The organism is Streptomyces sparsogenes (genome assembly GCF_001704635.1).
Classification (GTDB): Bacteria; Actinomycetota; Actinomycetes; order Streptomycetales; family Streptomycetaceae; genus Streptomyces; species Streptomyces sparsogenes.
Genome location: NZ_MAXF01000009.1, coordinates 19,943 through 42,973 on the forward strand (window position 1 = coordinate 19,943; position 23,031 = coordinate 42,973).

The window sequence follows — 23,031 nt, forward strand, 5'->3', positions numbered from 1 at the left end:
CCTTGCGTGGGTGTCGGTGTGAGGCGCGCCACATGTTGCCCGCGGGTTAACGCGCTGTCTCTCTTTCGGTATTAAGAGACCTTGTGGTCGTTGCGTACACGGCGAAGGCAACGGCGAAGGCAACGGGGAAGGCGCGTTCGATGACGAGAGTGCTGGTGGTCGACGACGACTTCATGGTGGCCAAGCTGCACAGCCGCTATGTGGCGGCGCTGGACGGCTTCACGGTCGCCGGGGTGGCCCACACGGGCGCCGAGGCGCTGCGCGCCGCCGACGCGCTCCGCCCCGACCTGGTCCTGCTGGATGTGTATCTGCCGGACATGGACGGCATCAGTGTGCTGCGCCGAATGCGGGCCCGGGAGGAACACCGCCATGTGGACGCGCTGTTCATCACCGCCGCCAAGGACCCGCACGCCGTGCGCGAGGCGCTGCGCGCGGGGGCGCTGCACTACCTCATCAAGCCCTTCGACCGCGCCGCCCTTCAGGAGCAGTTGCGGCACGCGGCCGCCCTGCGGGCCCGCCTGGACACGCTGGACGAGGCCAGCCAGGAGGACGTGGACCAGATCTTCGGCACCCGGCCGCGCGGCTCCCGGTCCCGGGGGCTCCCCAAGGGCCTGGCGGCGCACACCGCGAGCCTCGTCGAGCGCACCCTGCGCGAGCACTCCGAGGGGCTGTCGGCGGCGGAGTGCGCGGAGGCGGGCGCCTTCTCCCGGGTGAGCGCACGCCGCTACCTGGAGTACTTCGCGGAGACGGGGCGGGCCGAGGTCACCTTGCGCTACGGCGGCACGGGGCGGCCGGAGCGCCGCTACCGCTGGATCGCGTGACGGGGCCGTCGCCCGACGCGCCCGACGCCCGACACGCCCGACGCCCGACAGCCATTGCTTGCCGGGCACTTGCCTGCCGGGCACTCGCCCGACGTGGCCGTCGCGTGCCTGGGCCCGGGGCGCCCCGCCCTCATCGGAGCCCCGCTGACCAGCTATCTTGACCGCATGTCGTCACAGCAGCCTGCTCCCGGCCCGATACCGCCATCCGACGCCCCGCTGTCGCCGCCGCCGCGCCGGGGCCGCGGCCCCCTGGTCGCCGCTCTGCTCGTGGGGGTGCTGCTCGGCGGCGCCGGTGTCGGCGTGGCCTGGGCGGTCAGCGGCGACGACGGCTCCGCCAACGACGCCGCGGGCGACGCGCGGGACGCCTGCCGCGCGCTGAACGGGATCGACGAGTCCAAGTACACCGCCAAGGGGCCGGAGGGCGAGATCGCGCTCAACCGCTTCGGCGCGGCCCTCACGCTGTCCGCCGCGGCGGCCGCGGGCGACGACCGGTACAAGCCGCTGTCCGACGCCATGCTCCGGCTCCAGAGCGAGCACGCCAGGACCTACAACTTCGGCGACAGCAAGGTCAAGAAGAGCCTCGCCGAGGCCCGCCGGCTCTGCCAGGACATCTGACCGCGTCGCCTTCCCCCGGCGCGGCGTCAGGGGCTGTCCCCGGCGCCGGTGTCGGCGTAGATCTCCCGGGCTCGGCGCCTGGCCGCGTGCGCCCGGCCCCTCTCGCCCGAGGTCGGGTCCGGCCCGGCCCCCGGCGCGTCTCCCACCACCGCTCCCGGCACCGCTCCCGGCACCGTGTCCGGGACGCGGCCGATGATGTCGAGGGCCCGGGCCTCGCCCAGCCGGTGGCCCGTCTCGCGCTGCACGGACACCGCCTCGGCCGCGCGGGCCAGCGCCTCCCCGTACCGCCCGGCGGCGGCGTGGAGCGCGCCGAGTTCGGTGAGGGCCTGCCCCTCGACCAGCCGGAAGCCGCAGCGCCGCGCCAACTGCCGGGCCTCTTCCGCCCGGGCCAGCGCGGCGTCGGCGTGGCCGAGGCCCCGGTAGGCGGCGGCCAGGCCCAGGAGGCTGTCCGCCTCCGCGCGCCGGTTGTGCGCGGCGCGCGCCGCGAGCAGCGCGCGTTCGTGGCTCTCGGCCGCCCGCTCGCCGCTTCCGGCGCGCCGGTGCGCCTCGCCGATGGTGTTGAGTGCGTCGGCCTGGATCCGGCGGTTGCCGGTGTCCAGGGCGAGCCGCAGCGCGCGCTCGCCGTGGTCGAGACCCTCCTCGTGGCGCCCGCACTCCAGGTGGATCCGGCCGGTGACCTGGAGCGCGACCGCGTGGCCGTTGCGGTAGCCCACGGCCTCGTTGATGGCCAGGGCCTCGGCGAGGATGTCCAGGCCCTCGCGCAGCCGGCCGGCCTCCCAGTAGGCGATGCCGAGGTTGTCCAGGTGGTTGGCCTCGTAACGGACCCCGGCCTTGCGCCGGATGCTCAGGGCCGCCTCCAGGTCGCCCACGGCCTCGGGCAGCCGGCCCATGTCCCGGTGGACCAGCCCCACGCCGATGAGCGCCAACGCCTCGGCGTCGCTCTGCCCCAGCTCGCGCAGGATGGCCAGCGCCGCGTCGAAGTGCCGGAGCGCGTCGTCCAGCCGGGCCTGTTCCCACTCCACATAGGCCAGGCCGCCGAGGGCCGCAGCCTCGCCGGGACGCCAGCCGAGGGCCCGGTGCAACTCGATGGCGCGGTTGTGGTGGAGCGCGGACTCGCCGAGCACGCCGAGGTCCCACAGGGCGAAGCCGATGTTGTAGTACATGGCGGCCTCGCCGCGCCGGTCGCCCTCGGCGACCGCGGCGTCCAGCGCGCTCCGCGCGGTGACGTGCCAGGTCCCTCGGGGCAGGCACAGCCAGAAGTAGCCGAGCAGCGCGTCGGTCAGGTGCCAGGACACCGCGCGCGGCCCCTGCCGTGCGGTGCGCTCGACCGCGGCCAGCAGGTTGGCCCGCTCGGTCTCCAGCCACACGATGGCCTCGATCTCGTCGGCCGGCCGCACGGGTTCCCGCACCGGCGGGATGCGCAGGGTCTCGGAGCCCGCGGCGAACGGGGCGCGGGGCGCATCCGAGCCCCCCGAGCCCTCCGGGTCCTCCGAGCCCGCGCGGGACGGCCAGGACGCGGGGACCGCCGGGGACGTGGGGTCCGCCGGGGCCGCCCCGGCCACCCCGCCCATCTCGCGCGGCAGCCGGGGGATCTGCGGATAGAGGATCCGCCCCGCCGTGTCCGCGGCGAGCAGGTACCACGCGTACAGCCGGTCCCGCGCCGCCGCCGACTCCTCCGCCGGGTCGTCGGCCTCGCCCCGCTCGCAGGCGTACTCGCGCAGCAGGTCGTGCAGGCCGTAACGGCCCTCGCCGCGCTGCTCGACGAGGTGCGCCCCGGCAAGAGTGGTCAGCAGCCCCGCGGCCTGCCGCCCGGTGTCGTCCAGCAGCGCCGCCGCGGCGCCGGCGTCGAACTCCAGCCCTGGCACCAGCCCGAGCCGGCGGAACAGCAACCGGGCCCGGGGGTCGAGGGCGCGGTACGACAGATCGAAGGCGGCCCGGACGGCGGACCGCTCGTCGTCCTCCAGCTCCAGCACCGCCAGCCTGCTGCCCTCGGCCAGCTCGGCCGCCAGGTCGGCGATGCTCCGGCCGGGCTCGCAGGCCAGCTGGGCCGCGGCCACCCGCAGCGCGAGCGGGAGGCAGCCGCACAGCCGGGCGAGTTCGGCCGCGGCGTCCGGCTCCGCCGCCACGCGCGGCTCCCCGAGGACGGCGATCAGCAGGGCGTGGGCCTCGCCGGGGGCCAGCACATCGAGCACGAGGGGGTGCGCGCCCTCCCGCGCGACCAGGCCGCCGAGCCGGTTGCGGCTGGTCACCAGGGTCAGGCAGGAGGCCCCGCCGGGCAGCAGCGGACGCACCTGCTCGGCGGAGACCGCGTCGTCCAGGAGGATCAGCATCCGCCGGTCCACCAGCAGGGACCGGTAGCGGCGGAGCATCTCGTCCTCGTCGGCGGGGATCTCCTGCGGGGTCAGGCCCAGGCCGCGCAGCAGCTGCCCGAGGGCGTCGCGCGGGCGGAGCGGTTCGCGGTTGCCGTCGAAGCCGCGCAGATCGACGTAGAGCTGGCCGTCGGGGAACCGCTCGCGGACCTGGTGGGCCCAGTGGACGGCCAGGGCGGTCTTGCCCACGCCCGCGGAGCCGCCGATCGCGGAGATCACCACCGTGCCGGTGTCCGGGGCCGGGTCGCCGGCGGGTAAGAGCGCGTGCAGCCGGGCGACCGCCTCGACGCGGCCGGTGAAGCCGGGGACCGCGCGCGGCAGTTCGGCGGGGACCAGCCGCGGCCCGCTGTGGTCCAGCGGCGCGGGTGGCGGTGGGGCGGCGGAAGCGGCCGGGGCAGGGGCCGGGGAGTGCGGCGGTGGGGGCGGTGCCGGCGCGGGGGCGCGCACATCGAGGTCGCCCACCAGGATCCGCTGGTGCAGCGCCTGGAGTTCGGGGCCGGGATCGACCCCCAGCTCCTCGGCCAGCCGCTCGCGGGTGCGGGCGTACACTTCCAGCGCCTCGGCCTGCCGCTCGCACCGGTAGAGGGTCACGATGAGCTGTCGTACGACCCGCTCGTCCAGCGGGTGGGCGGCGGCCAGGCCGCGCAGGTCGGCCAGTAACTCGGCGTGCCGGCCCAGCGCCAGCTCGGTGTCACCCAGCGCCAGCCGCGCCGCGATGTGCTCGCTGCCCAGCCGCTCCCGGGTGTTCCCCGCCCAGTCGCCGGACAGCCCGGAGAGGGCCTCCCCGCGCCACAGGCCGAGCGCGCCGCGCAGCAGTTCCGCGGCGCGGGCCTGGTCCTCCTCGATGGCCGCGGCCTCGGCGACCAGGGCGCGGAACCGGTGGAGGTCCACCAGCTCGGGCGCCACCTCCAGCACATAGCCGCCCGCGCGCCGCGCCAGCCGGGCCGGCCCCGTCGCCGCGTCCCCGCTCTCTTCGAGGGCGCGCAGCGCCGCCCGCAGCCGCGCCACGTACCCGTACAGCACGCTGCGGACGGACGCCGGGGGCCCCTCCCCCCACACCCGGTCGATCAGCTGCCCGGCGGGTACCACCCGGTTCGCTTCCACCAGCAGCACCGCGATCACACAGCGCTGCTTGGCATGCCCGAGGTCGATGTGCCGGTCGCCGGCCCACGCCTCGACCGGGCCGAGGACCCGGAATTCCATACGAGACTCCCACCCCATGCCCTGCTTGTCCCCCGACCTCCCTGATCTTCTCGCGAATCCGGGGGCCCGCGTGCCGGACGGTCCAAGGTTTCTTCAAGATTTGGTGCAAGTCCGCTGCGGCAGAGTGTTCTCAGCGGCTCCGGCCGAGCACCGGAGCGGCGCCTCGGGGGCCGGCCGCCGACCTGCTCGACGGGGGATGGCAGGTCGGCGGCCGTCGCACGTCGGCGCGCGGGGGGACGCGCCGACGTGCACCACCCGGAGCCGGGACAGACCGTGACGGGCCGGGCTGTGACGGGCGGGACAGACCGTGACGGGCCGGGCCGGGTTGTGGCGTTCCGAGCCGGGCCGGGTCAGTCCGCGGCGGGGCGGGCGCCGATGACCACGGTCGCGCCCCGCTCCTCGTCCCCGGTCACCCGTGGGGTCAGTCCGTGCCGGGCGAAGGCCCGCGCGGCGCCCGGCGCCTGACGCTCGCTCGTCTCGACCAGCAGATGGCCGCCCGGCGCCAGCCAGCGGGCCGCCTCGGCGAGCACCCGCCGCTGGACGTCCAGCCCGTCCGCGCCGCCGTCGAGCGCCACCCTCGGCTCGTGGTCGCGGGCCTCGGGCGGCAGCAGCCGGATGGCGTCGGTGGGGACGTACGGGGCGTTGGCGACCAGTACGTCGACGCGGCCGCGCAGCGCGGCGGGCAGCGGCTCGTAGAGGTCGCCCTCGTAGACCCGGCCCTGGCCGGCGGGGATGTTGCGCCGCGCGCAGCGCACCGCGGCGGGCTCGATGTCCACCGCGTACAGCTCGATCCGGCCCAGGGCCGCGAGCAGCGCGGCGCCCACCGCGCCCGAGCCGCAGCAAAGATCGACCACGACCGCCCCGGGCCGGGCGAGGCCGACGGCCTGGTCGACGAGGAACTCGGTGCGCCTGCGGGGGACGAAGACACCGGGGTCCACGGCTATCCGCCGGCCGTGGAACTCCGCCCAGCCGAGGACGTGTTCCAGGGGCAGGCCCGCGACGCGCCGGTCGAGCATGGTGGCGAGTTCGTCAGCGGTGCGCGCGGTGCCGACCAGCAGCCGCGCCTCGTCCTCGGCGAAGACACAGCCGACGGCCCGGAGCCTGGTGACGATGGTGGAGAGGGGGAGAAGTGACGGTGAGACCGACATGTGAGCCTTTCGGAACGCCTGAGGGCGCTCCCGCGGTCACCTATGCCTTGAGGGACCGCACGGCCGCGAGAGGGGAGCACCCGACCTGACAAGCGGTAATGGGTCTCACCTCCTCGGTCGTTCACTGCTGGAGCCGCGAACACTGTACCCGAGGCGGGCGGGGGCGCAAGCGTGTGCGAGGGCCGTCCCGCCGGACTCCCGCCGGACTCCCGCCGGCCGCGGAGAGGGCGTGGCGGATGTCTCGGAGGTGTCTTGACGCAGGGAATGTTAGCGGTAACACTCCGGGTCGTGGACAAGCCTCCGAGCATGCGCTCGCTCCCTGGGCCCGACGATCGGACCCCGCTGTTCAGCCGCGCCGCGGTGGTCGCGTCGTGCGTGGGCTTCATCCTGATCGGCGCCCTCCAGGCGCTCTACGGCCCGGCGATCCCCGCCTTCCGCGACGAGTTCGGCCTGACGCCCTCCACCGCCGGCCTGGGCCTGAGCGCGCACTTCCTCGGGGGCGTCGCGGGCGTCCTCGTCTTCGACCGGCTCTTCGGCCGGGCCGACGCCGGCCGCATCGGCAACCGCAAGCTCCTGGGTGGTTCGTATCTGCTCATGGCCGTCGGCGCGGCCGGTTTCGCCCTGGCCCCCGCGTGGCCCGCCGCCCTCGCCATGGCGCTGGTGGCCGGCCTCGGCTTCGGCGGCATCGACTACGGCCTGAACCAGCTGTTCGCCGTCGGCTTCGGGCGCCGCAGCACCGCCATGCTCAACGTCCTCAACGCCCACTTCGGCATCGGCGCGATCCTCGGGCCCGCGCTGATCGGGCTGGTGGGGGCGGACCGGTACACCGCCGTCTTCCTCGGCTTCGCCGCGCTGACCCTGCCGCTGCTGCTGTGCCTGGCGGGCGTGCGCGACGAGGCCCCGCCGCGCACGGCGGACGGCCGGGACGGCCAGGCCGGCGGGGACGACGCGGCACGGGACGGCGGAGGCCGCGGGGGCGTCGCGGACGACGCGAACGGCGCGGACGGCGCGGACGGCGCGCGCGGACGGCGCGGACGGCGCGGACGGCGCGGACGGCGGGAACGACGCCGAGGCGCGGCGGGCGCGGGCGCGGTCCCGCGGCCTGGCCACCGTGCTGGGTGCCTTCGTCCTGCTCTACGTCCTCCACGTCGGCATCGAGGCGGGGGTCGGCGGCTGGGAACCCACCCACCTGGAGACCGTCGGCTACGGCGCCACCGCCGCCGCGTCCGCGACCTCCGTGTACTGGCTGATGATGACGGTCGGCCGCTTCCTGGTCGTGCCCCTCGCGCTGCGCTGGCCCGCCCGGTCCATCATCGTGGTGAGCTGCGCGGGCATGACCGCCTGCCTGCTGCTCGCCGCGGTGCCCGCGCCGGCGCCGTTCGCGTACGCGGGCGTCGGCCTGTTCATCGCGCCGATCTTCCCGACCGGCCTGCCGTGGCTGAACGACGCGGCACCGCGCGCCCGCCGGGCCGGGGCGCTGGTCATCGCGGCCTCCATGGTCGGCGGCGTGGCGGCGAGCCCCGCGCTGGGCAAGGCCATCGAGCTGTCGGGCATCCGCGCCGTACCCCTGATCCTGGCCGCCGTGTCGGCGGTCTGCCTGGCCACGACGGTCTGGCTGATCCGCGCCACCACGCCGCGCCGGGCCGCCGCCACCCGCCCGGCGGCCACCACCGCGCCGTCCCCGGCACAGGCGCCGGGGCCCAGGACACCCCCTAGGGTGTAGGCACGCGAACACAGCCAGGCAGGCGCGGCAGGCGCGGCAGCAGGAGGGAAGACCCGGTATGGCGGAGCCCGCCAGGACCAGGCGGCGCCGGGGCACGGCCGGCTCCGGGGCCCGGATGGCGGATGTGGCCCGGCTCGCGGGGGTGTCCGGGCAGACCGTGTCGCGGGTGCTCAACGACCATCCGAAGGTCCGGGCGGAGACCCGGGAGCGGGTGCGGGCCGCGATGCGGGAGCTGGGCTACCGGCCGACCGCGAGCGCCCGCACGCTGGCCAGCGGGCGCAGCCGGATGCTCGGTGTGATCTCCTTCGACGCGACCCGCTTCGGCCCGGCCGCCACTCTGGCGGGGATCAACGAGGCGGCGCAGTCGGCCGGTTACCTGGTCAGTACGATCGCGCTGACCGCCGCCGACCAGGCGTCCGTGGCGAGCGCGCTGGACCGGCTGCTGGGCGAGGGCGCGGACGGGGTGATCGCCATCGCGCCGCAGCGCTCGGTGAGCCAGGCCCTGGTGGAGTCGGGCCACGACATCCCGCTGGTCACCCTCGACAAGAGCTTCGGGGAGCGGATCCCGGTCGTCGCCGGGGACTCGGCGTCCGGCGCCCGCCAGGCCACCGAGCACCTGCTTGCCCTCGGCCACCGCACGGTCTGGCACATCGCGGGCCCGGTGGGCTGGATCGCGGCGGAGGCCCGGGTGGACGGCTGGCGGGCGGCGCTGAAGGACGCGGGGGCCGCCGCGCCCGGGCCGCTGTTCGGGGACTGGAGCGCGGACTCGGGCTATGAGCTGGGCCGCCGGGTGGCCGAGCGGCCGGAGGTCACGGCGGTGTTCGTGTCGAACGACCAGATGGCGGTGGGTGTGCTGCGCGCCCTGCACGAGGCCGGGCGCCGGGTGCCCGAGGACGTCAGCGTGGTCGGCTACGACGACATCCCCGAGGCCGCGCATCTGCTGCCGCCGCTGACCACCGTCCGTACGGACTTCGCCGAGGTGGGCCGCCGCTGTCTGGCGCTAATGCTGGACCAGCTCCACCGCGCGCCCGAGCCGGGGGTCCGGGTGGACATCCCCACCGAGCTGGTCGTCCGCCGCAGCACCGGCCCCGCACCCGCGCCCGGGATTTAACGGGCGGCGCGCGGCTCGGGCCGGGCCGTATGCTCCTTGCATGGTGAGACTGGAGCGGCTCCGGGCGGACCACGCGCCCGCCCTGCTGGCTTTCGAACGGGAGAACCGCGAGTATTTCGCGCGGTCCGTCCCGGACCGCGGCGACGCGTACTTCGCGGACTTCGCCGCCCTCCACCGCCTGCGGCTGGCCGAGCAGGAGGCGGGGGTGTGCCACTTCCATGTGGTCCTGGACGAGGCGGGAGACCTGGTCGGCCGGGTCAATCTGATGGATGCCGTGGAGGGCTCGGCGGACCTCGGCTATCGCGTGGGCGAGCGGGCCGCCGGCCGGGGTGTCGCGAAGGCCGCCGTCGCGGAGGTGTGCCGCCTGGCCGTCGGGTCGTACGGGCTGACCACGCTCATGGCGTCCGCCACCCGCGACAATGCGGCCTCCATGGCCGTGCTCCGGGGCAGCGGGTTCACGGCCGTGGAGGACATCACGCTCGAGGGGAAGCCCGCGATCCGGTACCGGCGCCGGCTCACCGCCACCGGCTGACGCGCCGACTGCCCCAAGCGGCCGGCCGGCCGACGCGCCGGCCGTCCTGGGCGGCCGGCCGACACACCGGCTCCGGCGACACGTGGACCGACCGCCCGGGAGAATCAGACCCCCACGTACTCCCGCAGGTGGCGGGCCGTCAGGGTGTCGCCGTGGGCGACCAGGTCGGCGGGGGTGCCGGTGAACACCACCCGGCCGCCGTCGTGGCCGCCGCCGGGGCCGAGGTCGACGAGCCAGTCGGCGTGTGCCATCACGGCCTGGTGGTGTTCGATGACGACGACCGTGTTTCCGTCGTCCACCAGCCGGTCCAGCAGGGCCAGCAGCTTGTCCACGTCGGCCAGGTGGAGTCCGGTGGTCGGCTCGTCCAGGATGTACGTCGAGGACTTCTCGGCCATGTGGATGGCCAGCTTGATGCGCTGGCGCTCGCCGCCGGAGAGGGTGTTCAGCGGCTGGCCGAGCCGCAGATAGCTCAGCCCGACGTCCACCAGCCGCCCCAGGACGGCGTGTGCCTGCCCGGAGGGGAAGAACTCGTGGGCCTCCGCCACCGACATGGCCAGCACCTCGCTGATGTTCTTGCCGCGCAGCGTGTACGTCAGCACCTCGGGCGTGAACCGCTTGCCCTCGCACTGCTCGCACACCGAGGCCACCCCGGCCATCATCGCCAGGTCGGTGTAGATCAGCCCGATGCCGTTGCAGTGGGGGCAGGCCCCTTCCGAATTGGCGCTGAAGAGGGCGGCCTTGACGCCGTTGGCCTTGGCGAAGGCGGTACGGATCGGGCCAAGCAGCCCGGTGTACGTGGCCGGGTTGGAGCGGCGTGAACCACGGATGGGCGACTGGTCGGCCACCACCACCCCGTCCCGTCCGGCGAGGTATCCGTGGATCAGCGAGCTCTTGCCCGACCCGGCGACGCCGGTGACCACGGTTAGCACGCCGGTGGGGATGTCCACGTCGACGCCCTTGAGGTTGTGCAGGTCGGCGCCCTTGATGGACAGCTGCCCGCGCGGGGTGCGGACCGTCTCGCGCAGCCGCGCCCGGTGTTCCAGGTGGCGCCCGGTGAGGGTGCCGGAGGCGCGCAGCCCGCTGACGTCGCCGGTGAAGCAGATCTCGCCGCCGCTCGTGCCCGCGCCGGGGCCGAGGTCCACCACGTGGTCGGCGATGGCGATCACCTCGGGCTTGTGCTCGACGACCAGCACCGTGTTGCCCTTGTCGCGCAGCCGCAGCAGCAGGTCGTTCATCCGCTGGATGTCGTGCGGGTGCAGGCCGACGGTCGGCTCGTCGAAGACGTATGTCACATCGGTCAGGCTGGAGCCCAGGTGTCGCACCATCTTGACGCGCTGCGCCTCGCCGCCGGAGAGGGTGGCGGAGGGGCGGTCCAGGCTCAGATAGCCGAGCCCGATCTCGACCAGTGATTCGAGCAGTTGCCGCAGATTGGCGAGCAGCGGCGCCACCGAGGCGTCGTCGATGCCCCGTACGAACCCGGCGAGTTCGCTGATCTGCATGGCCGAGCACTGGGCGATGTTGACTCCGCCGATGGTCGAGGAGAGCGCGGCGGCGCTCAGCCGGGTGCCGCCGCAGTCCGGGCAGTCGGCGAAGACGACGGCCCGGTCCACGAAGGCGCGGATGTGGGGCTGCATCGATTCGCGGTCCTTGGAGAGGTAGAGCCGCTGGATCTTGGGGATGAGCCCCTCGTAGTTGATGTTGTGGGAGCCGATCTTGATCTTGGTGGACTCCTTGTGGAGGAAGTCCGCCCACTCCCCCTCGGTGTAGTCCGCGAGCTTCTTGTCCGGGTCGAAGAGGCCGGAGTGGGCCATGACCTGCCAGTACCAGGAGTCCACGGCGAAGGTGGGGACGGTGATGGCGCCCTCGTTCAGGGACAGTCCGCGGTCCACCAGCTGATCGACGTCGATCTTGGAGACCTGGCCGAGCCCCTCGCACGCCGGGCACATGCCCTCGGGGCTGTTGAAGCTGAAGGCGGTCGAGGTGCCGATGTGCGGGGTGCCGAGCCGGCTGAAGACGATCCGCAGCATGGTGTAGGCGTCGGTGGCGGTGCCCACGGTGGAGCGGGAGTTGGCGCCGATCCGCTCCTGGTCGACGACGATCGCGGCGCTCAGATTGTGCAGCCCGTCCACGTCGGGGCGGCTCAGGCTCGGCATGAACGACTGGACGAAGGCCGTGTACGTTTCGTTGATCAGCCGCTGCGACTCGGCGGCGATGGTGCCGAACACCAGCGAGGACTTCCCGGATCCCGACACCCCGGTGAAGACCGTGAGCCTACGCTTGGGGATGTCCAGGGAGACGTCCTTGAGGTTGTTCGCCCGTGCTCCGCGGACCTGGATCACATGGTGGCTGTCGGCCGGGCGGGGTCCGGACGTGGCGTTCACGGCTTCTCCTCCTGGAACACGATCTACGTACGCTGTACTCTATACGACGTACAGAATAGCCGCGGAGGAGCGCGGCCGGGCGAGGAACGGTGTGTATGGCCAAGGAACGCAGCGGCGCGGGAGACCCGGCCCGCACCCTGGAACTGCTGTGGCGCGAGCCCGCCCCCCAGGACGCGCCACCCCGCCGCGGCCCCAGACAGGGCCTGAGCGTCGACGCCGTCGTCCGGGCCGCCATCGCGCTCGCCGACTCCGGCGGCCTGGAGGCGCTGACCATGCGCGGGGTCGCCCAGCGCCTCGGCGTCACCCCCATGACCCTCTACACCTACGTGCCCGGCAAGGCCGAGCTGCTGGACCTGATGATGGACGCCGTCTGCCTGGACATGCCGCGCACCGGCCGGCCGGACGGCCCCTGGCGCGCCCGGGCCGAGGCCCTGGCGCGCGAGAACCTGGAGCTGTGCCGCCGCCACCCCTGGGTGGCGACCCTGCCCGCCATCCGCCCGCCGCTCGGCCCGGGCATCATGGCCAGGTACGAGCACGAACTGGCCGTGTTCGAGGGCCTGGGCCTGGACGACGTCGAGATGGACGCCGCGGTCAGCCTCCTGTTCGACTTCGTCCGCTCCGTGGCCCGCTCCGAGTCGGACGCCCAGGCCGCAGCCCGGGACAGCGCCATGTCCGACGCCCAGTGGTGGGAGGCCCACGCGCCCCTGCTGGCCAAGGTCTTCGACGCCGAGCGCTACCCCCTCGCCGCCCGGGTGGGCGCCGCCGCGGGCGCGGCCCACCAGAGCCCGTACAACCCCGACTACGTCTTCCGCTTCGGCCTGGAGCGGATCCTGGACGGCCTCGCCGCGCTCATCGCGTCCCGGGGCGGCGCCTAGGTCACCCGGCGGCGCCTGGGCCACTGGATTCCGGCGGCTCCGGTCACCATGCGGTGACGACCGGCGCGCCGGGTGCGTGCCGCCGCCAGGCCTCGTTGAGGCGCGCGAGCCGGCCCGCGGCGGCGATGCCGCGCAGGGACGCGACCTTGCCGTCGGCGACCTCGAACGCCACGACGCCCACGACCCGGCCGTCGACCACGGCGACGACTGCCGGCGAGCCGTTGACCAGCGCGATGTGGAGCGCGGGGGAGCCGCCCGCCAGCCGCCGCTTCGCCGGGGTGGGCTTGAAGCCGGCCCGCACGTAGGAGGCGATGCGCTCCCGTGTCGTGTGCCGCAGCAGCCGCCTGGCCAGTCCGGCGCCGTCCGAGACGGCGGTCGCGTCGGCGGTGAGCATCGCCACCAGCCGTTCGGTGCGCCCCGACGTGGCCGCGGCGAGGAACTCTTCGACGATCCGGCGTGCGGACGCGGGGTCCACCTCGCCGCCGCCGCGGCGCTCGGCGGTGACCCGGCGCCGGGCCCGGTGGACATGCTGCTGGCTCGCGGACTCGGTGATGTCGAGGATCCCCGCGATCTCGGCATGGGAGTACGAGAAGGCCTCACGCAGGACGTAAGCGGCGCGCTCGACCGGCGAGAGGCGCTCCATGAGGGTCAGTACCGCCAACGACACCGATTCGCGCTGCTCGAAGGTGTCGGCGGGGCCGAGCATCGGGTCGCCCTCGAGGAGTGGCTCGGGCAGCCAGTCTCCGACGGCCCGCTCGTGGCGCGCCTGCGCCGAACGGAGCCGGTCGAGGCAGAGATTGGTGACGACCTTGGTCAGCCACGCCTCCGGCGCCTCGATGCGTCCCCGGTCCGCCGCCTGCCAGCGCAGGAACGTGTCCTGCACGGCGTCCTCGGCGTCGGCGGCCGAGCCGAGCAGACGGTACGCGAGCGAGGCCAGCCGACCCCGGCCGGCCTCGAATCGATCGATGGCTGCGCTGTCCATGCTCAAGGAGCCTATGCGGCGGCCTTCGCGCCGGCCCGGCCGGGCGCGGTGGCCAGGCGGCGCTTGCGCTTCGGCATGCCGAAGGTCGGGTGGGCGATGCTCCACCCGGCCCCCTTGAGCACGCCTGCCTTGAGCCGCGCGGCGGTCCGGCCGCCCAGGTACCAGGACTTCGACCGGACGTCGGCGTCCACCATCTGGAAGATCGCGTCCCGCCGCCCCAGGCTGATGTGGTTGCCGTAGTACTTCAGCCCGACGGTCGGGACCTCGCCGCCCGTCAGGCGCGCGATGATGGCGGCGGCCGCCTGCATGGTGGTGGAGCCGGCCGACGCGCAGGACATCGGCAGCGGCCGGCCGTTGTCGCCGATCGCGTAGGCGCAGTCACCGGCGGCGTAGACGTCCGGGTGCGAGACCGAGCGCATGGTCCGGTCGACGACGATCCGGCCGGCCTCGGTGACCTCCAGGCCGGCGGCGGCCGCGAGGGGGTCCACGGCGAACCCGGCCGACCACACGGTCACATCGGCCGGGATGGACGTACCGCCGGCGGCGATCGCCCGTGTCGGCTCGACGGCTTCGATGCCGGTGTTCTCGTGGACGGTGATGCCGAGCCGGGCGAAGGTCTGGCGCAGATGGCGGCGGGCCTTCGGGGAGAGCCAGGCGCCCAGCTCGCCGCGGGCGGCGAGCGCGACCGACAGGTCGGGCCGGGACTCGGCGAACTCGGTGGCGGTCTCGATGCCGGTCAGCCCCTCCCCGACGACCAGCACGGCACCCCCCGCGCCCAGGCCGGCCAGGCGCTCGCGCAGCCGCAGCGCCGAGGACCGGCCGGTCACGTCGAAGGCGTACTCGGCCACGCCGGGCACGCCATGGCGGGCGACCGAGCTGCCGAGCGCGTAGAGAAGGGTGTCGTACGTCAGCTCGCCGTCGCCGTCCTCGCCGGTCACGGCGACCGTCCTGCGCTCGGGGTCGACCGCGGTGACACGCGCCAGGCGCAGCCGCACCCCGGTGCCCGCGAACACGTCGGCGAGCTTGGGGAACGCCAGGTCCTGGCCGATCGCGAGCTGGTGCAGCCGCATCCGCTCGACGAAATCGGGCACGGCGTTGACGACGGTGATCTCGGTGTCGGCGGGGGACAGCCGGCGGGCCAGGTTTCCGGCGGCGAAGGCGCCGGCGTATCCGGCGCCGAGTACGACGATGCGGTGCTTCATGGCGATGCTCCTGTCTCATGCGCGTGCCCCTTGAACGAGACGGCGCCCCGATTGCTGACAGGAGCCGGGTGTGACGCGGGTCACCGCATCACCTCGCCGAGTACGACGAGGCCGAGGCGAACGAGAAGAGCGAGGAGAGCGAGGGCGGCGGAGCCCGGGAGGAGCCTCAGCGCAGGAGCAGCTGGAGCCCGCCCACCACGGTGGCCGCGATCACCAACCGCTCGAAGAGCCGCTGGTTGATCCGGTCCACCACCGCCCTGCCCAGGAACGCCCCGGGGACCACGCACAGCGCCAGGCCCGCGTCCAGCAGCAGCGAGTGTCTGTCGATCAGGCCGAGGCCGACGCTGAAGGGCACCTTGGCGACGTTGACGATCAGGAAGAACCACGCCGAGGTGCCCAGGAAGCCGAGCTTCCGGAAGCCCGCGGAAAGCAGATACATCGACATGACCGGCCCGCCCGCGTTGGCCACCATCGTGGTGAACCCGCCGAGCACCCCGTACGACCCGGCCTTGAGCCGCGCGCGCTGCCGCCCCTCCCCCGCCGGCTCGCCCCGCCCCTCCTCTTCCCCCTGTCCCTTCTGCTCTCTCGCCTGTTGTCCGGCCGTCCGCCGGCGCCAGACCGTGATCGAGGCCATCACCAGCAGGATCACCCCGATGGAGGTGCGCACCGCGGCGTCGTCGGCCCACAGCATGAACACCGTGCCCGCCACCACCCCGGCGGCCACGGCGGGGAACAGCCGCACGAGCGTCGCCCAGTCGGCGTGGCGCCGATAGGCGCGGACGGCGAACATGTCGCCGACGATGAGCAGCGGGAGCAGTATCCCGGTCGACTCACGGGCCGGGAGTACGGCCGCGAAGATCGCGAGGCTGACCGTGTTGGCGCCGCTGACCGCTGTTTTCGAGAACCCGACGAGGGTCGCGGCCCCGGCGAGCGCGACGAGTTCCCAGAGAGTGATGGTGTCCATGCCAGGGGCTTATGCTAAGCCCCCGCCTTCCGGACCCCTCAGGCGGCCGAAAATGACCTGCGCGCTCGCCAACCCCCGGTGTACGGTGCTGCGCATGGGTTCTCTGTGACAGTCCCCGCGCGACCGCGTCGAGCTCGGCTCCGCCGTCGCGCGTTCTCCTCCGCGCCGCCGCTCCCCTTTTACGCGAGCTGACGCCACCCGCCTCGGCGGGGGCGCCATGGGGTGTTCCGGTGTCCCGGTGCCCCGGTGTGCGCGGACGCGCCCATCCGCCCGTTCTGATCGGCACGGCCGAGAACAGGGGACTCTCCCATGGTTGCCGCACAACTCTCTCTTCAGCACGTCACCCGCCGCTACGACGACCACATGGTGCTGGACGACGTGTCCTTCACTATCAGGCCGGGTGAGAAGGCCGGCATCATCGGCGACAACGGGGCGGGGAAATCCACGCTCCTCAGGCTGGTCGCCGGGCGGGACCTGCCCGACAACGGCGAGCTGACCGTGGTCGCGCCCGGCGGCGTCGGCTATCTCGCCCAGTCCCTCGAGCTGCCGCCCGAGGCCAGTGTCCAGGACGCCGTCGATCTGGCCCTGGCCGATCTGCGTGACCTCGAAGCGCGGATGCGCCACGCCGAGTCGGGGCTGCGCGGCCTGACGGGGGCCCAGCTCACGGCGGCGCTCGACACGTATGCGGGCCTGGTCGCCCGGTACGAGGCGCGCGGCGGCTACGAGGCGGACGCCCGCGTGGACATCGCCCTGCACGGGCTCGGCCTGCCGGGCCTGGACCGCGCCCGGGTGCTGGGCTCGCTGTCCGGTGGCGAGCGGTCGCGGCTGGCGCTCGCCGCCACCCTCGCGTCCCGGCCGGAGCTGCTGCTGCTGGACGAGCCGACCAACGACCTGGACGACCAGGCGGTGGCCTGGCTGGAGGCGCACCTGCGGGCGCATCGCGGCACCGTGCTCGCGGTCACCCACGACCGGGTGTTCCTGGAGAAGGTCACCACCACGATCCTGGAAGTCGGCGAGGGGAAGGTGGCGCGCTACGGCGACGGCTACGACGGGTATCTCGCCGCCAAGGCCGCCGAGCGCCGGCGCCGGCTGCGGGAGTACGAGGACTGGTGCGCCGAGCTGGCGCGCAACCGGAAGCTGGCCGCCACGAACGTGGCCCGGCTGGATGCCATCCCGCAGAAGGCGTCGCTGGCCGTGTTCGGCCATGGCGCCTTCCGCGCCCGGGGCCGTGGCCACGGTGCGATGGCCCGTATCCGCAACGCCAAGGAACGCGTCGAGCGCCTCACCGACCGCCCTGTCGCCCCACCACCGGAGCCGCTGGTCTTCGCCGCCCGCCTCACCACCGCAGCCGGCGATGACGGTGGTGACGGTGGCGCGGGCGACCGGGCGCCGCGGCCTGCGGCCGAACTCACCGGCGTCCGCGTCGGGGACCGGCTGCGCGTGCCCGCGCTGCGGATCGCGGGCGGCGAGCGGCTGCTGATCACCGGGCCCAACGGGGCGGGCAAGACCACGCTCCTGCGGGTTCTGGCCGGTGAACTGCCGCCGGACGAGGGGACGGCGCGCGTCCACGGCCGGGTGGCGCACCTGCGGCAGGAGGCCACCCCCTGGCCATCCGGCCTGACCCTGCCGCAGGCCTTCGCCCACGGCCGCGCGGGCGACCTGGACGAGCACACCGACGCCCTGCTCTCCCTGGGCCTGTTCGCCCCGGCGGACCTGCGGCTGACCGTGGGCGAACTGTCGTACGGGCAGCGGCGCCGGATCGAGCTGGCCCGCCTGGTCAGCGAGCCGGCCGACCTGCTGCTGCTGGACGAGCCCACCAACCACCTCTCCCCCGCCCTCGTCGAAGAGCTGGAAGAAGCCCTGGCGGGTTACTCGGGCGCGCTCGTCGTCGTCACCCACGACCGCCGTATGCGTGCCCGCTTCACCGGACGCCACCTGGAGATGCGGGCCGGACACGTGGACGCCGACGCCACCGCGACAGCGGGCCGGCGGACGTAGCTCAGCCGGGCAGCACGCTCCCCAGGTCGAGCCCCGCGAGCCGCTCGGGGTCGGTGAGGATGTCGATCGCCGCGATCCTGCCGCCCCGGATCGTGAACGCCATGACCGACACCGCCCGGCCCTCCGCGACGGACACCACCCCGGGCGAGCCGTTGACCAGCACCGCGTGTCCGGTCTCCGCGAACCGGGCGAAGGTGATCGCCTGCGAGGCCACGTCCGCCGCGCCGCGCCGCAGCAGGCTCGGGCGGAGGGTGCCGCCGTCGGAGCGCGCCACGACGTCGGGGTCGAGGACGGCGAGGAGGGCGTCGAAGTCGCCGCCGCGCGAGGCGGCGAGGAAGGCGTCCACCACCTCGCGCTTGCGGGCCGCGTCGGTGTCCGCCGCCGGCGCGGCCCCCTCGACCCGGCGGCGGGCGCGGCTGGCGAGCTGCCGGGTGGAGGCGGGGGTGCGGCCCAGGATGGGCGCGATCTCGTCGAAGGGGACCGAGAACAGATCGTGCAGGACGAACGCCAGCCGCTCGGCGGGCGCGAGGGTCTGCAACACGATCATGAGGGCGATCCCCACCGAGTCGGCGACCAAGATCTCCTGCTCGGGATCCACCCCGCCCCGGCCGCTCACCACCGGATCGGGCAGCCGGATCAGCCCGTCCTGGTCCTCCAGCGGCTCCTCACGGCGCGTGCCACGGGAGCGCAGCATGTCCAGGCACACCCGGCCGGCCACGGTGGTGAGCCAGCCGCCCAGGTTGCGCACGTCGGAGACGTCGGAGCGGCTCAGCTTCAGCCAGGTCTCCTGCACGGCGTCGTCGGCCTCGTTCAGCGAGCCCAGCATGCGGTAGGCCACGGCACGCAGATGGGAGCGGTGCTCCTCGAATCTCTCGGCCAGGACTTCTCTGTCGCTCACCCGTCACGTCCTCGTGCTGCGGTCCGTCAGTTCGGTGACGGACGCTACCGGCCGGGGGGCCGGGTCACTCCTCCGAGGCCCCGATCCGCCGCCTGACGTCCGCCGTCAGCTTGGCGAGCAGGCCGGTCAGCAGTTCCCGCTCCTCCGCAGAGAGCCCCGCCACCAGCCGGGCCTCGCGCCCCAGCACCTCGTCGACGGAGCGCTCGATGAGCGCGTGTCCCTCGTCCGTCAGGGACACCAGCACGCTGCGCCGCCCCGTGCCGCCCGGGGCGCGGCGGACCAGCCCCTCGCGTTCGGCGCGCGCCACGCGCTGGGAGATGGCGCCGGCGGTGACCAGGGTCCGGCGGCTGATCTCGCGGGTGGTGAGGGCGTACGGGGGGCCGGAGCGGCGGATGACCGAGAGCAGGTCGAGGGTGGCGGCGTCGATGCCCGCGGCGCGCAGGGCCCTGGCGCGGTCGTCGTCGAAGAGCTTGGCCAGCCGCCAGATCGGGGTGACGATCTCGATCGACTCGGTGGGCGCGCTGGGGCGTTCGCGCCGCCAGGCGGCGGCGATCTCGGCCACCGGATAGGGCTCGGTCGGCTGCTCCGGGGGGGCGGTCTCGTCGTCGGCCATTTGCGTACTCCCCTGCGAGGCATCTACGTTTAGATCTAAACGTAGCAGCTGGGAGGAGCTTACCCATGCCCCGTACCGTGCTCATCACCGGAGGAACCAGCGGCATCGGCCTGGCCACCGCCGCCCGGTTCGCCGCCGACGGCGCGGATGTCACCGTCACCGGGCGCCGCCAGGAAACCGTCGAGCGGGCGGCCAAGGAGCTGGGCGTCCGCGGTGTCGTCTGCGACGCGACCGAGACCGGCCAGATCGAGGCGCTGGCCGCCCGCCTCGGCGACACGCTCGACACCCTCGACGTCCTCGTCAACGCGGCGGGCGGCCTGCCGCCTGCCGTCACCGGCGACGGTTCGCCCCTCGACGCGGTCAGGGCCCAGTGGGAGACCAACTGGGCGCAGAACCTGATGACGGCCGTCCTGACCACCACCGCCGTGCGGGAGAAGCTGGCCCCGGGCGGGACGGTCATCAGCATCGGCTCCATCGGCGCCGAGCGGGGCGGCGGCGCCTACGGCGCGGCGAAGGCAGCGCTCGCCGCCTGGAACGCCTTCCTGTCCGCCGAACTGGGCCCGCGCGGGGTCACGGCCAACGTGATCGCGTCCGGGTATGTGGAGAACACCAACTTCTTCGGCGACGGGATGACCCGCGAGCGCCACGACGCCCTCGTCGCCGAGACCCACAACAAGCGCGCCGGCCGGCCCGAGGAGATCGCCGAGACCGCCTTCTTCCTCGCCTCCCCGGGCGCCCGGCACATCACGGGCCAGACGATCCACGTCAACGGAGGCGCCTTCACGACCCGTTAGCCACCCGCAGGAGGATCGGCAGCGAACTCGTCGACCGCTACCCTGACGAGCGGGGTTGACCCGGCCGAAGTGGCCGTCAACGGGGGGACAGATGGACAACAGCGAGCCCGAGCGGCCCGCCTCCGCTCGCCGGCGCGGTGAGCTCGACACGATGCGCGCGCTCGTCGTGCTCGGCCTGGTCTTCTTCCACGCCGCGCTCGTCTTCGACCCGGACGACGACTTCTACGTCAAGAACGCCGAGACCACCGGCGCCATCACCGTCCTGGCCGGGTTCGGGGTGGTGTGGGCGATGCCCATGCTGTTCCTCGTCGCGGGCCTGGGTGCCCGGCACTCGATCCGCCGCCGGGGCCCCGGCGGCTTCGCCCGCGAGCGGCTGCTGCGCCTCGGTGTCCCGCTGGTCTTCGCGACGCTCACGCTGCTCCCGCTCCCCCAGTGGCTGCGGCTGCGCGCCGCCGACCCCGGCTACCACGAGTCGTACGGGCGCTTCTGGCTGCGCTTCCTCACCGTCCACCCGGACCCGGCCGACTTCCCCTTCGTCCTCGAAGGGCGCCACTTCGAGACCGGCCACTTGTGGTTCGTCGTGCTCCTGCTCGCCTTCTGCCTGCTGCTCGCACCGGTGGCGGCGGTGCTCGGGACCGGCTCCGGGCGCGCCGCCACCGCGCTGGGGCGCAGACCCGGTCTGCTGCTCCTGCCCGCGCTGCCGCTCGCCGCGATCAACGCGCTGCTGGGCATGGAGGAGGGCTTCGCGGGCTGGAACCGCTGGGCGTACCTGCTGTTCTTCCTCTACGGCTACGCGCTGGCCGACGACGAGCGGATCCGTGCCGCGATGCGCCGCCTGGCCGTACCGGTCGGGGTGCTCGGGGTGGCCCTGTTCGCGGGGACCGCGCCGGGGTTCGTGGTGGGGGACGACCCGTTCACCGCGTGGACCCCGCTCGCGCTGTCCACCCGGGCGATGTTCGGGGCGGCGGGGTGGTGCTGGGTGATGGCGATCCTCGGCCTCCTGGACCGCCCCCGCCCCCGCCTCCGCGCCCACCCCGGGCCCCGGCCCGCGCCCCGCGGCCGGCCGGTCCGGGAGTACCTCACGGCCGCCGCGCTGCCGCTGTATGTGCTGCACCAGCCGGTGGTGGTCGCTTTCGCGTACGGGGTGGTGGGCTGGTCCGCGCCGATCGCGGTCAAGTACGCGGCCATCGTGGCGGGTTCGCTCGCGGTGATCCTCGTGGTGTACGAGTACGCGATCCGCCGGACGCCGGTGACGCGTTTCCTGTTCGGCATGCGCTCCCGCGAGGGCCGTCAGGGCACGACGGTATAGCTCAGGTCCTCGCCCGAGTACGCCCAGTACGAGGGCGATCCTCCGCCTTGCGATGCTCCCCCAGCTACCGCTGGGAGGTGCCCCCTGCACCAGACGCCGCTCGCGGCCGGACGCCCCCTTTGAAGACGGACCCTAGTGCCACAGCATCCAACGTTTGCCCCATGGCCCAGGCGTCGACCCCACTGCGTGGATCATGCTTCTCACGATATGAGCTGCCGAGTAGGATCCTGGGATCTCAGGAGCTTTCCACGAAGCGCGCGCCCGGCCCGGGCGTGCGGCAAACGTCGTCCGGGGCGAGGTGGCTGTGCCCCGCAGCGCACTTGAGGACGACCTTGACCGGCTCGTCGCAGGAGCTCTCATCGTCGGCGGGCCGGTGCCGGACGATGACCGACGGGCCCCGCGGGTCGGCGAGGTACGTGTCACCCCATTCCAGGAGCGCCACGAGCGTGGGCCGCAACGCCCGGCCCTGCTCGGTTAGTTCGTAGGCGAAGCGCTGCCGATCCCCGGGCTCCTGATAGGGCACGCGGCGCATCACTCCCGCGGTCACCAAGGTCTCGAGCCGAGTCGCCAGGAGATTTCTGGCGATCCCGAGGCGAGAGTGGAACTCTCCGAACCGGCGTGCGCCGTCCAGCGCTTCACGGACGATCAGCAACGACCAGCGCTCCCCCACCACCGAGAGGGCGCGTGCCACCGAGCAGTTCACTGGGTCGATTCGCCGCGTCTCCATGGGGCGAGTGTACCCACCTGGGTTTACAAGCTGGACTTAGCCCTCATAGGCTCCCGCCTGAGTTGAAGAATTAAACTCACAAAGGAGATCGCCCATGCCCATGCTTGACGTGCACATTCCCGACGGCGCGCTCCAGCCGGACGCGGAGACGGCGCTGCTGAACCGCATCACCGAAATCCTCGTCCGCAACGAGGGATTCGACCCCGCCGATCCGGTGAGCCGTTCCGTCTCCTGGCTCTGGCTGCACCGACCGGCCGGCATCTACGTCGGCGGAGAACCCGCGGACGCACCTCGCTACAAGGTCGTCCCGTCCGTCCCCGAGGGCCAGCTCGACGAACAGAAGCGTGCGAGCGTCATCGCCGAGGTCACCGAGGCAATCCTCGACGCGGAGAACGGCGCCTGGCCGCGTGACGCCAGCCGGATATGGGTATTCCCCACCGAGATCCCCGAGGGCCACTGGGGCGGCTGGGGCCAGATCAGACCGCTCGCGACAATCCTCGCCCGACTCACCGGCGGCGACACCAAGCGGGCCCGTAGGCTCGCGCGTGAACGGATCGCTGCCAGCCGAGCCGAACACGCCCGCCTGCCCTGATGAGCGGCCCCTTGTCCTTCGGGTGGAGCGCCTCGAAGCCATCGGCGTTGAAGTTGTGGAGCACGTCCCGGACCCGGTCCGCACTGGTCCAGCATCCGAACGGCGCGTCACGTCACCACAGGGCAAAGGTTCTCTGATGCGGCACTAGTAGGTTGTCGCGGCTAATCTAATTTT

General features: G+C 73.8%; 18 protein-coding genes and 2 pseudogenes. 10 read left to right on the plus strand and 10 right to left on the minus strand.

The genetic code is table 11. The features are described from left to right. Positions 1–140: 140 nt before the first annotated feature. Together BBH68_RS00335 and BBH68_RS00340 are read left to right on the plus strand one after the other, a co-directional pair. A complete protein-coding gene (locus BBH68_RS00335) occupies positions 141–821 on the plus strand; it encodes a response regulator (RefSeq protein WP_065957985.1) in 681 nt (226 codons plus the stop codon). A 165-nt stretch (positions 822–986) separates the two neighbouring features. Beyond that, positions 987–1,436, plus strand: coding sequence for a hypothetical protein (locus BBH68_RS00340; RefSeq protein WP_245737830.1), 450 nt, complete (start codon positions 987–989; stop codon positions 1,434–1,436). A gap of 26 nt (positions 1,437–1,462) precedes the next feature. Here the strand turns inward: BBH68_RS00340 and BBH68_RS00345 are convergent, their stop codons facing one another. Further along, a complete protein-coding gene (locus BBH68_RS00345) occupies positions 1,463–5,008 on the minus strand; it encodes an AfsR/SARP family transcriptional regulator (protein ID WP_065957987.1) in 3,546 nt (1,181 codons plus the stop codon). A gap of 350 nt (positions 5,009–5,358) precedes the next feature. Beyond that, complete coding sequence (locus BBH68_RS00350) at positions 5,359–6,156, minus strand: putative protein N(5)-glutamine methyltransferase (RefSeq protein WP_065957989.1); 798 nt, start codon at positions 6,154–6,156, stop codon at positions 5,359–5,361. A 306-nt stretch (positions 6,157–6,462) separates the two neighbouring features. On the opposite strand from BBH68_RS00350, the pseudogene BBH68_RS44385 reads away from it, so the two are divergent. The 3 genes and pseudogenes from BBH68_RS44385 to BBH68_RS00370 form a co-directional block, all read left to right on the plus strand. Then, positions 6,463–7,869, plus strand: a pseudogene (locus BBH68_RS44385) (MFS transporter); the annotation flags it as partial. A 68-nt stretch (positions 7,870–7,937) separates the two neighbouring features. After that, positions 7,938–8,990: a LacI family DNA-binding transcriptional regulator gene (locus BBH68_RS00365; protein ID WP_065957992.1), complete on the plus strand. Its 1,053-nt coding sequence runs from the start codon at positions 7,938–7,940 to the stop codon at positions 8,988–8,990. A gap of 40 nt (positions 8,991–9,030) precedes the next feature. After that, a complete protein-coding gene (locus BBH68_RS00370) occupies positions 9,031–9,522 on the plus strand; it encodes a GNAT family N-acetyltransferase (RefSeq protein ID WP_065957994.1) in 492 nt (163 codons plus the stop codon). Between the two features lie 104 nt (positions 9,523–9,626). Here the strand turns inward: BBH68_RS00370 and BBH68_RS00375 are convergent, their stop codons facing one another. Beyond that, positions 9,627–11,861 carry an ATP-binding cassette domain-containing protein gene (locus tag BBH68_RS00375; protein WP_065958025.1) on the minus strand — a complete coding sequence of 745 codons (2,235 nt, stop codon included), beginning with the start codon at positions 11,859–11,861 and terminating at the stop codon, positions 9,627–9,629. A gap of 137 nt (positions 11,862–11,998) precedes the next feature. Between BBH68_RS00375 and BBH68_RS00380 the strand changes: the two genes are divergently transcribed. Continuing rightward, positions 11,999–12,778 (plus strand): TetR/AcrR family transcriptional regulator, encoded by a 780-nt coding sequence (locus tag BBH68_RS00380; RefSeq protein ID WP_065957996.1) that lies wholly within the window; start codon positions 11,999–12,001, stop codon positions 12,776–12,778. 43 nt (positions 12,779–12,821) lie between these two features. Here BBH68_RS00380 and BBH68_RS00385 read toward each other — a convergent pair whose 3' ends face one another. The 3 genes from BBH68_RS00385 to BBH68_RS00395 all read right to left on the minus strand — a co-directional run bounded on the left by BBH68_RS00385 (position 12,822) and on the right by BBH68_RS00395 (position 15,926). Beyond that, positions 12,822–13,760 carry a sigma-70 family RNA polymerase sigma factor gene (locus tag BBH68_RS00385; RefSeq protein ID WP_065957997.1) on the minus strand — a complete coding sequence of 313 codons (939 nt, stop codon included), beginning with the start codon at positions 13,758–13,760 and terminating at the stop codon, positions 12,822–12,824. Between the two features lie 11 nt (positions 13,761–13,771). Then, the gene (locus BBH68_RS00390) at positions 13,772–14,962 is read right to left on the minus strand and encodes an NAD(P)/FAD-dependent oxidoreductase (protein ID WP_065957999.1); all 1,191 of its coding nucleotides are present in this window, start codon (positions 14,960–14,962) and stop codon (positions 13,772–13,774) included. Between the two features lie 166 nt (positions 14,963–15,128). Further along, the gene (locus BBH68_RS00395) at positions 15,129–15,926 is read right to left on the minus strand and encodes a sulfite exporter TauE/SafE family protein (protein WP_065958001.1); all 798 of its coding nucleotides are present in this window, start codon (positions 15,924–15,926) and stop codon (positions 15,129–15,131) included. Positions 15,927–16,235: 309 nt separating this feature from the next. Here BBH68_RS00395 and BBH68_RS00400 point away from each other — a divergent pair, with 309 nt between their 5' ends. Continuing rightward, positions 16,236–17,924 carry a TlrC/CarA/OleB/SrmB family ABC-F type ribosomal protection protein gene (locus BBH68_RS00400; protein WP_065958004.1) on the plus strand — a complete coding sequence of 563 codons (1,689 nt, stop codon included), beginning with the start codon at positions 16,236–16,238 and terminating at the stop codon, positions 17,922–17,924. A gap of 1 nt (position 17,925) precedes the next feature. Here BBH68_RS00400 and BBH68_RS00405 read toward each other — a convergent pair whose 3' ends face one another. Next, complete coding sequence (locus BBH68_RS00405; protein WP_065958005.1) at positions 17,926–18,822, minus strand: sigma-70 family RNA polymerase sigma factor; 897 nt, start codon at positions 18,820–18,822, stop codon at positions 17,926–17,928. A 64-nt stretch (positions 18,823–18,886) separates the two neighbouring features. Further along, the gene (locus BBH68_RS00410) at positions 18,887–19,435 is read right to left on the minus strand and encodes a MarR family winged helix-turn-helix transcriptional regulator (protein WP_065958007.1); all 549 of its coding nucleotides are present in this window, start codon (positions 19,433–19,435) and stop codon (positions 18,887–18,889) included. 65 nt (positions 19,436–19,500) lie between these two features. On the opposite strand from BBH68_RS00410, the gene BBH68_RS00415 reads away from it, so the two are divergent. Further along, entirely contained in the window at positions 19,501–20,229 is a 729-nt protein-coding gene (locus BBH68_RS00415) for an SDR family NAD(P)-dependent oxidoreductase (RefSeq protein WP_065958008.1), read from the plus strand. 91 nt (positions 20,230–20,320) lie between these two features. Continuing rightward, positions 20,321–21,538: an acyltransferase family protein gene (locus tag BBH68_RS00420; protein WP_065958010.1), complete on the plus strand. Its 1,218-nt coding sequence runs from the start codon at positions 20,321–20,323 to the stop codon at positions 21,536–21,538. A gap of 235 nt (positions 21,539–21,773) precedes the next feature. Here BBH68_RS00420 and BBH68_RS00425 read toward each other — a convergent pair whose 3' ends face one another. Next, positions 21,774–22,265 (minus strand): winged helix-turn-helix transcriptional regulator, encoded by a 492-nt coding sequence (locus BBH68_RS00425; RefSeq protein ID WP_065958013.1) that lies wholly within the window; start codon positions 22,263–22,265, stop codon positions 21,774–21,776. 94 nt (positions 22,266–22,359) lie between these two features. Between BBH68_RS00425 and BBH68_RS00430 the strand changes: the two genes are divergently transcribed. Next, complete coding sequence (locus BBH68_RS00430; RefSeq protein WP_065958016.1) at positions 22,360–22,857, plus strand: tautomerase family protein; 498 nt, start codon at positions 22,360–22,362, stop codon at positions 22,855–22,857. A 7-nt stretch (positions 22,858–22,864) separates the two neighbouring features. Here the strand turns inward: BBH68_RS00430 and BBH68_RS44205 are convergent. After that, positions 22,865–22,945, minus strand: a pseudogene (locus BBH68_RS44205) (helix-turn-helix domain-containing protein); the annotation flags it as partial. Positions 22,946–23,031 lie beyond the last annotated feature (86 nt).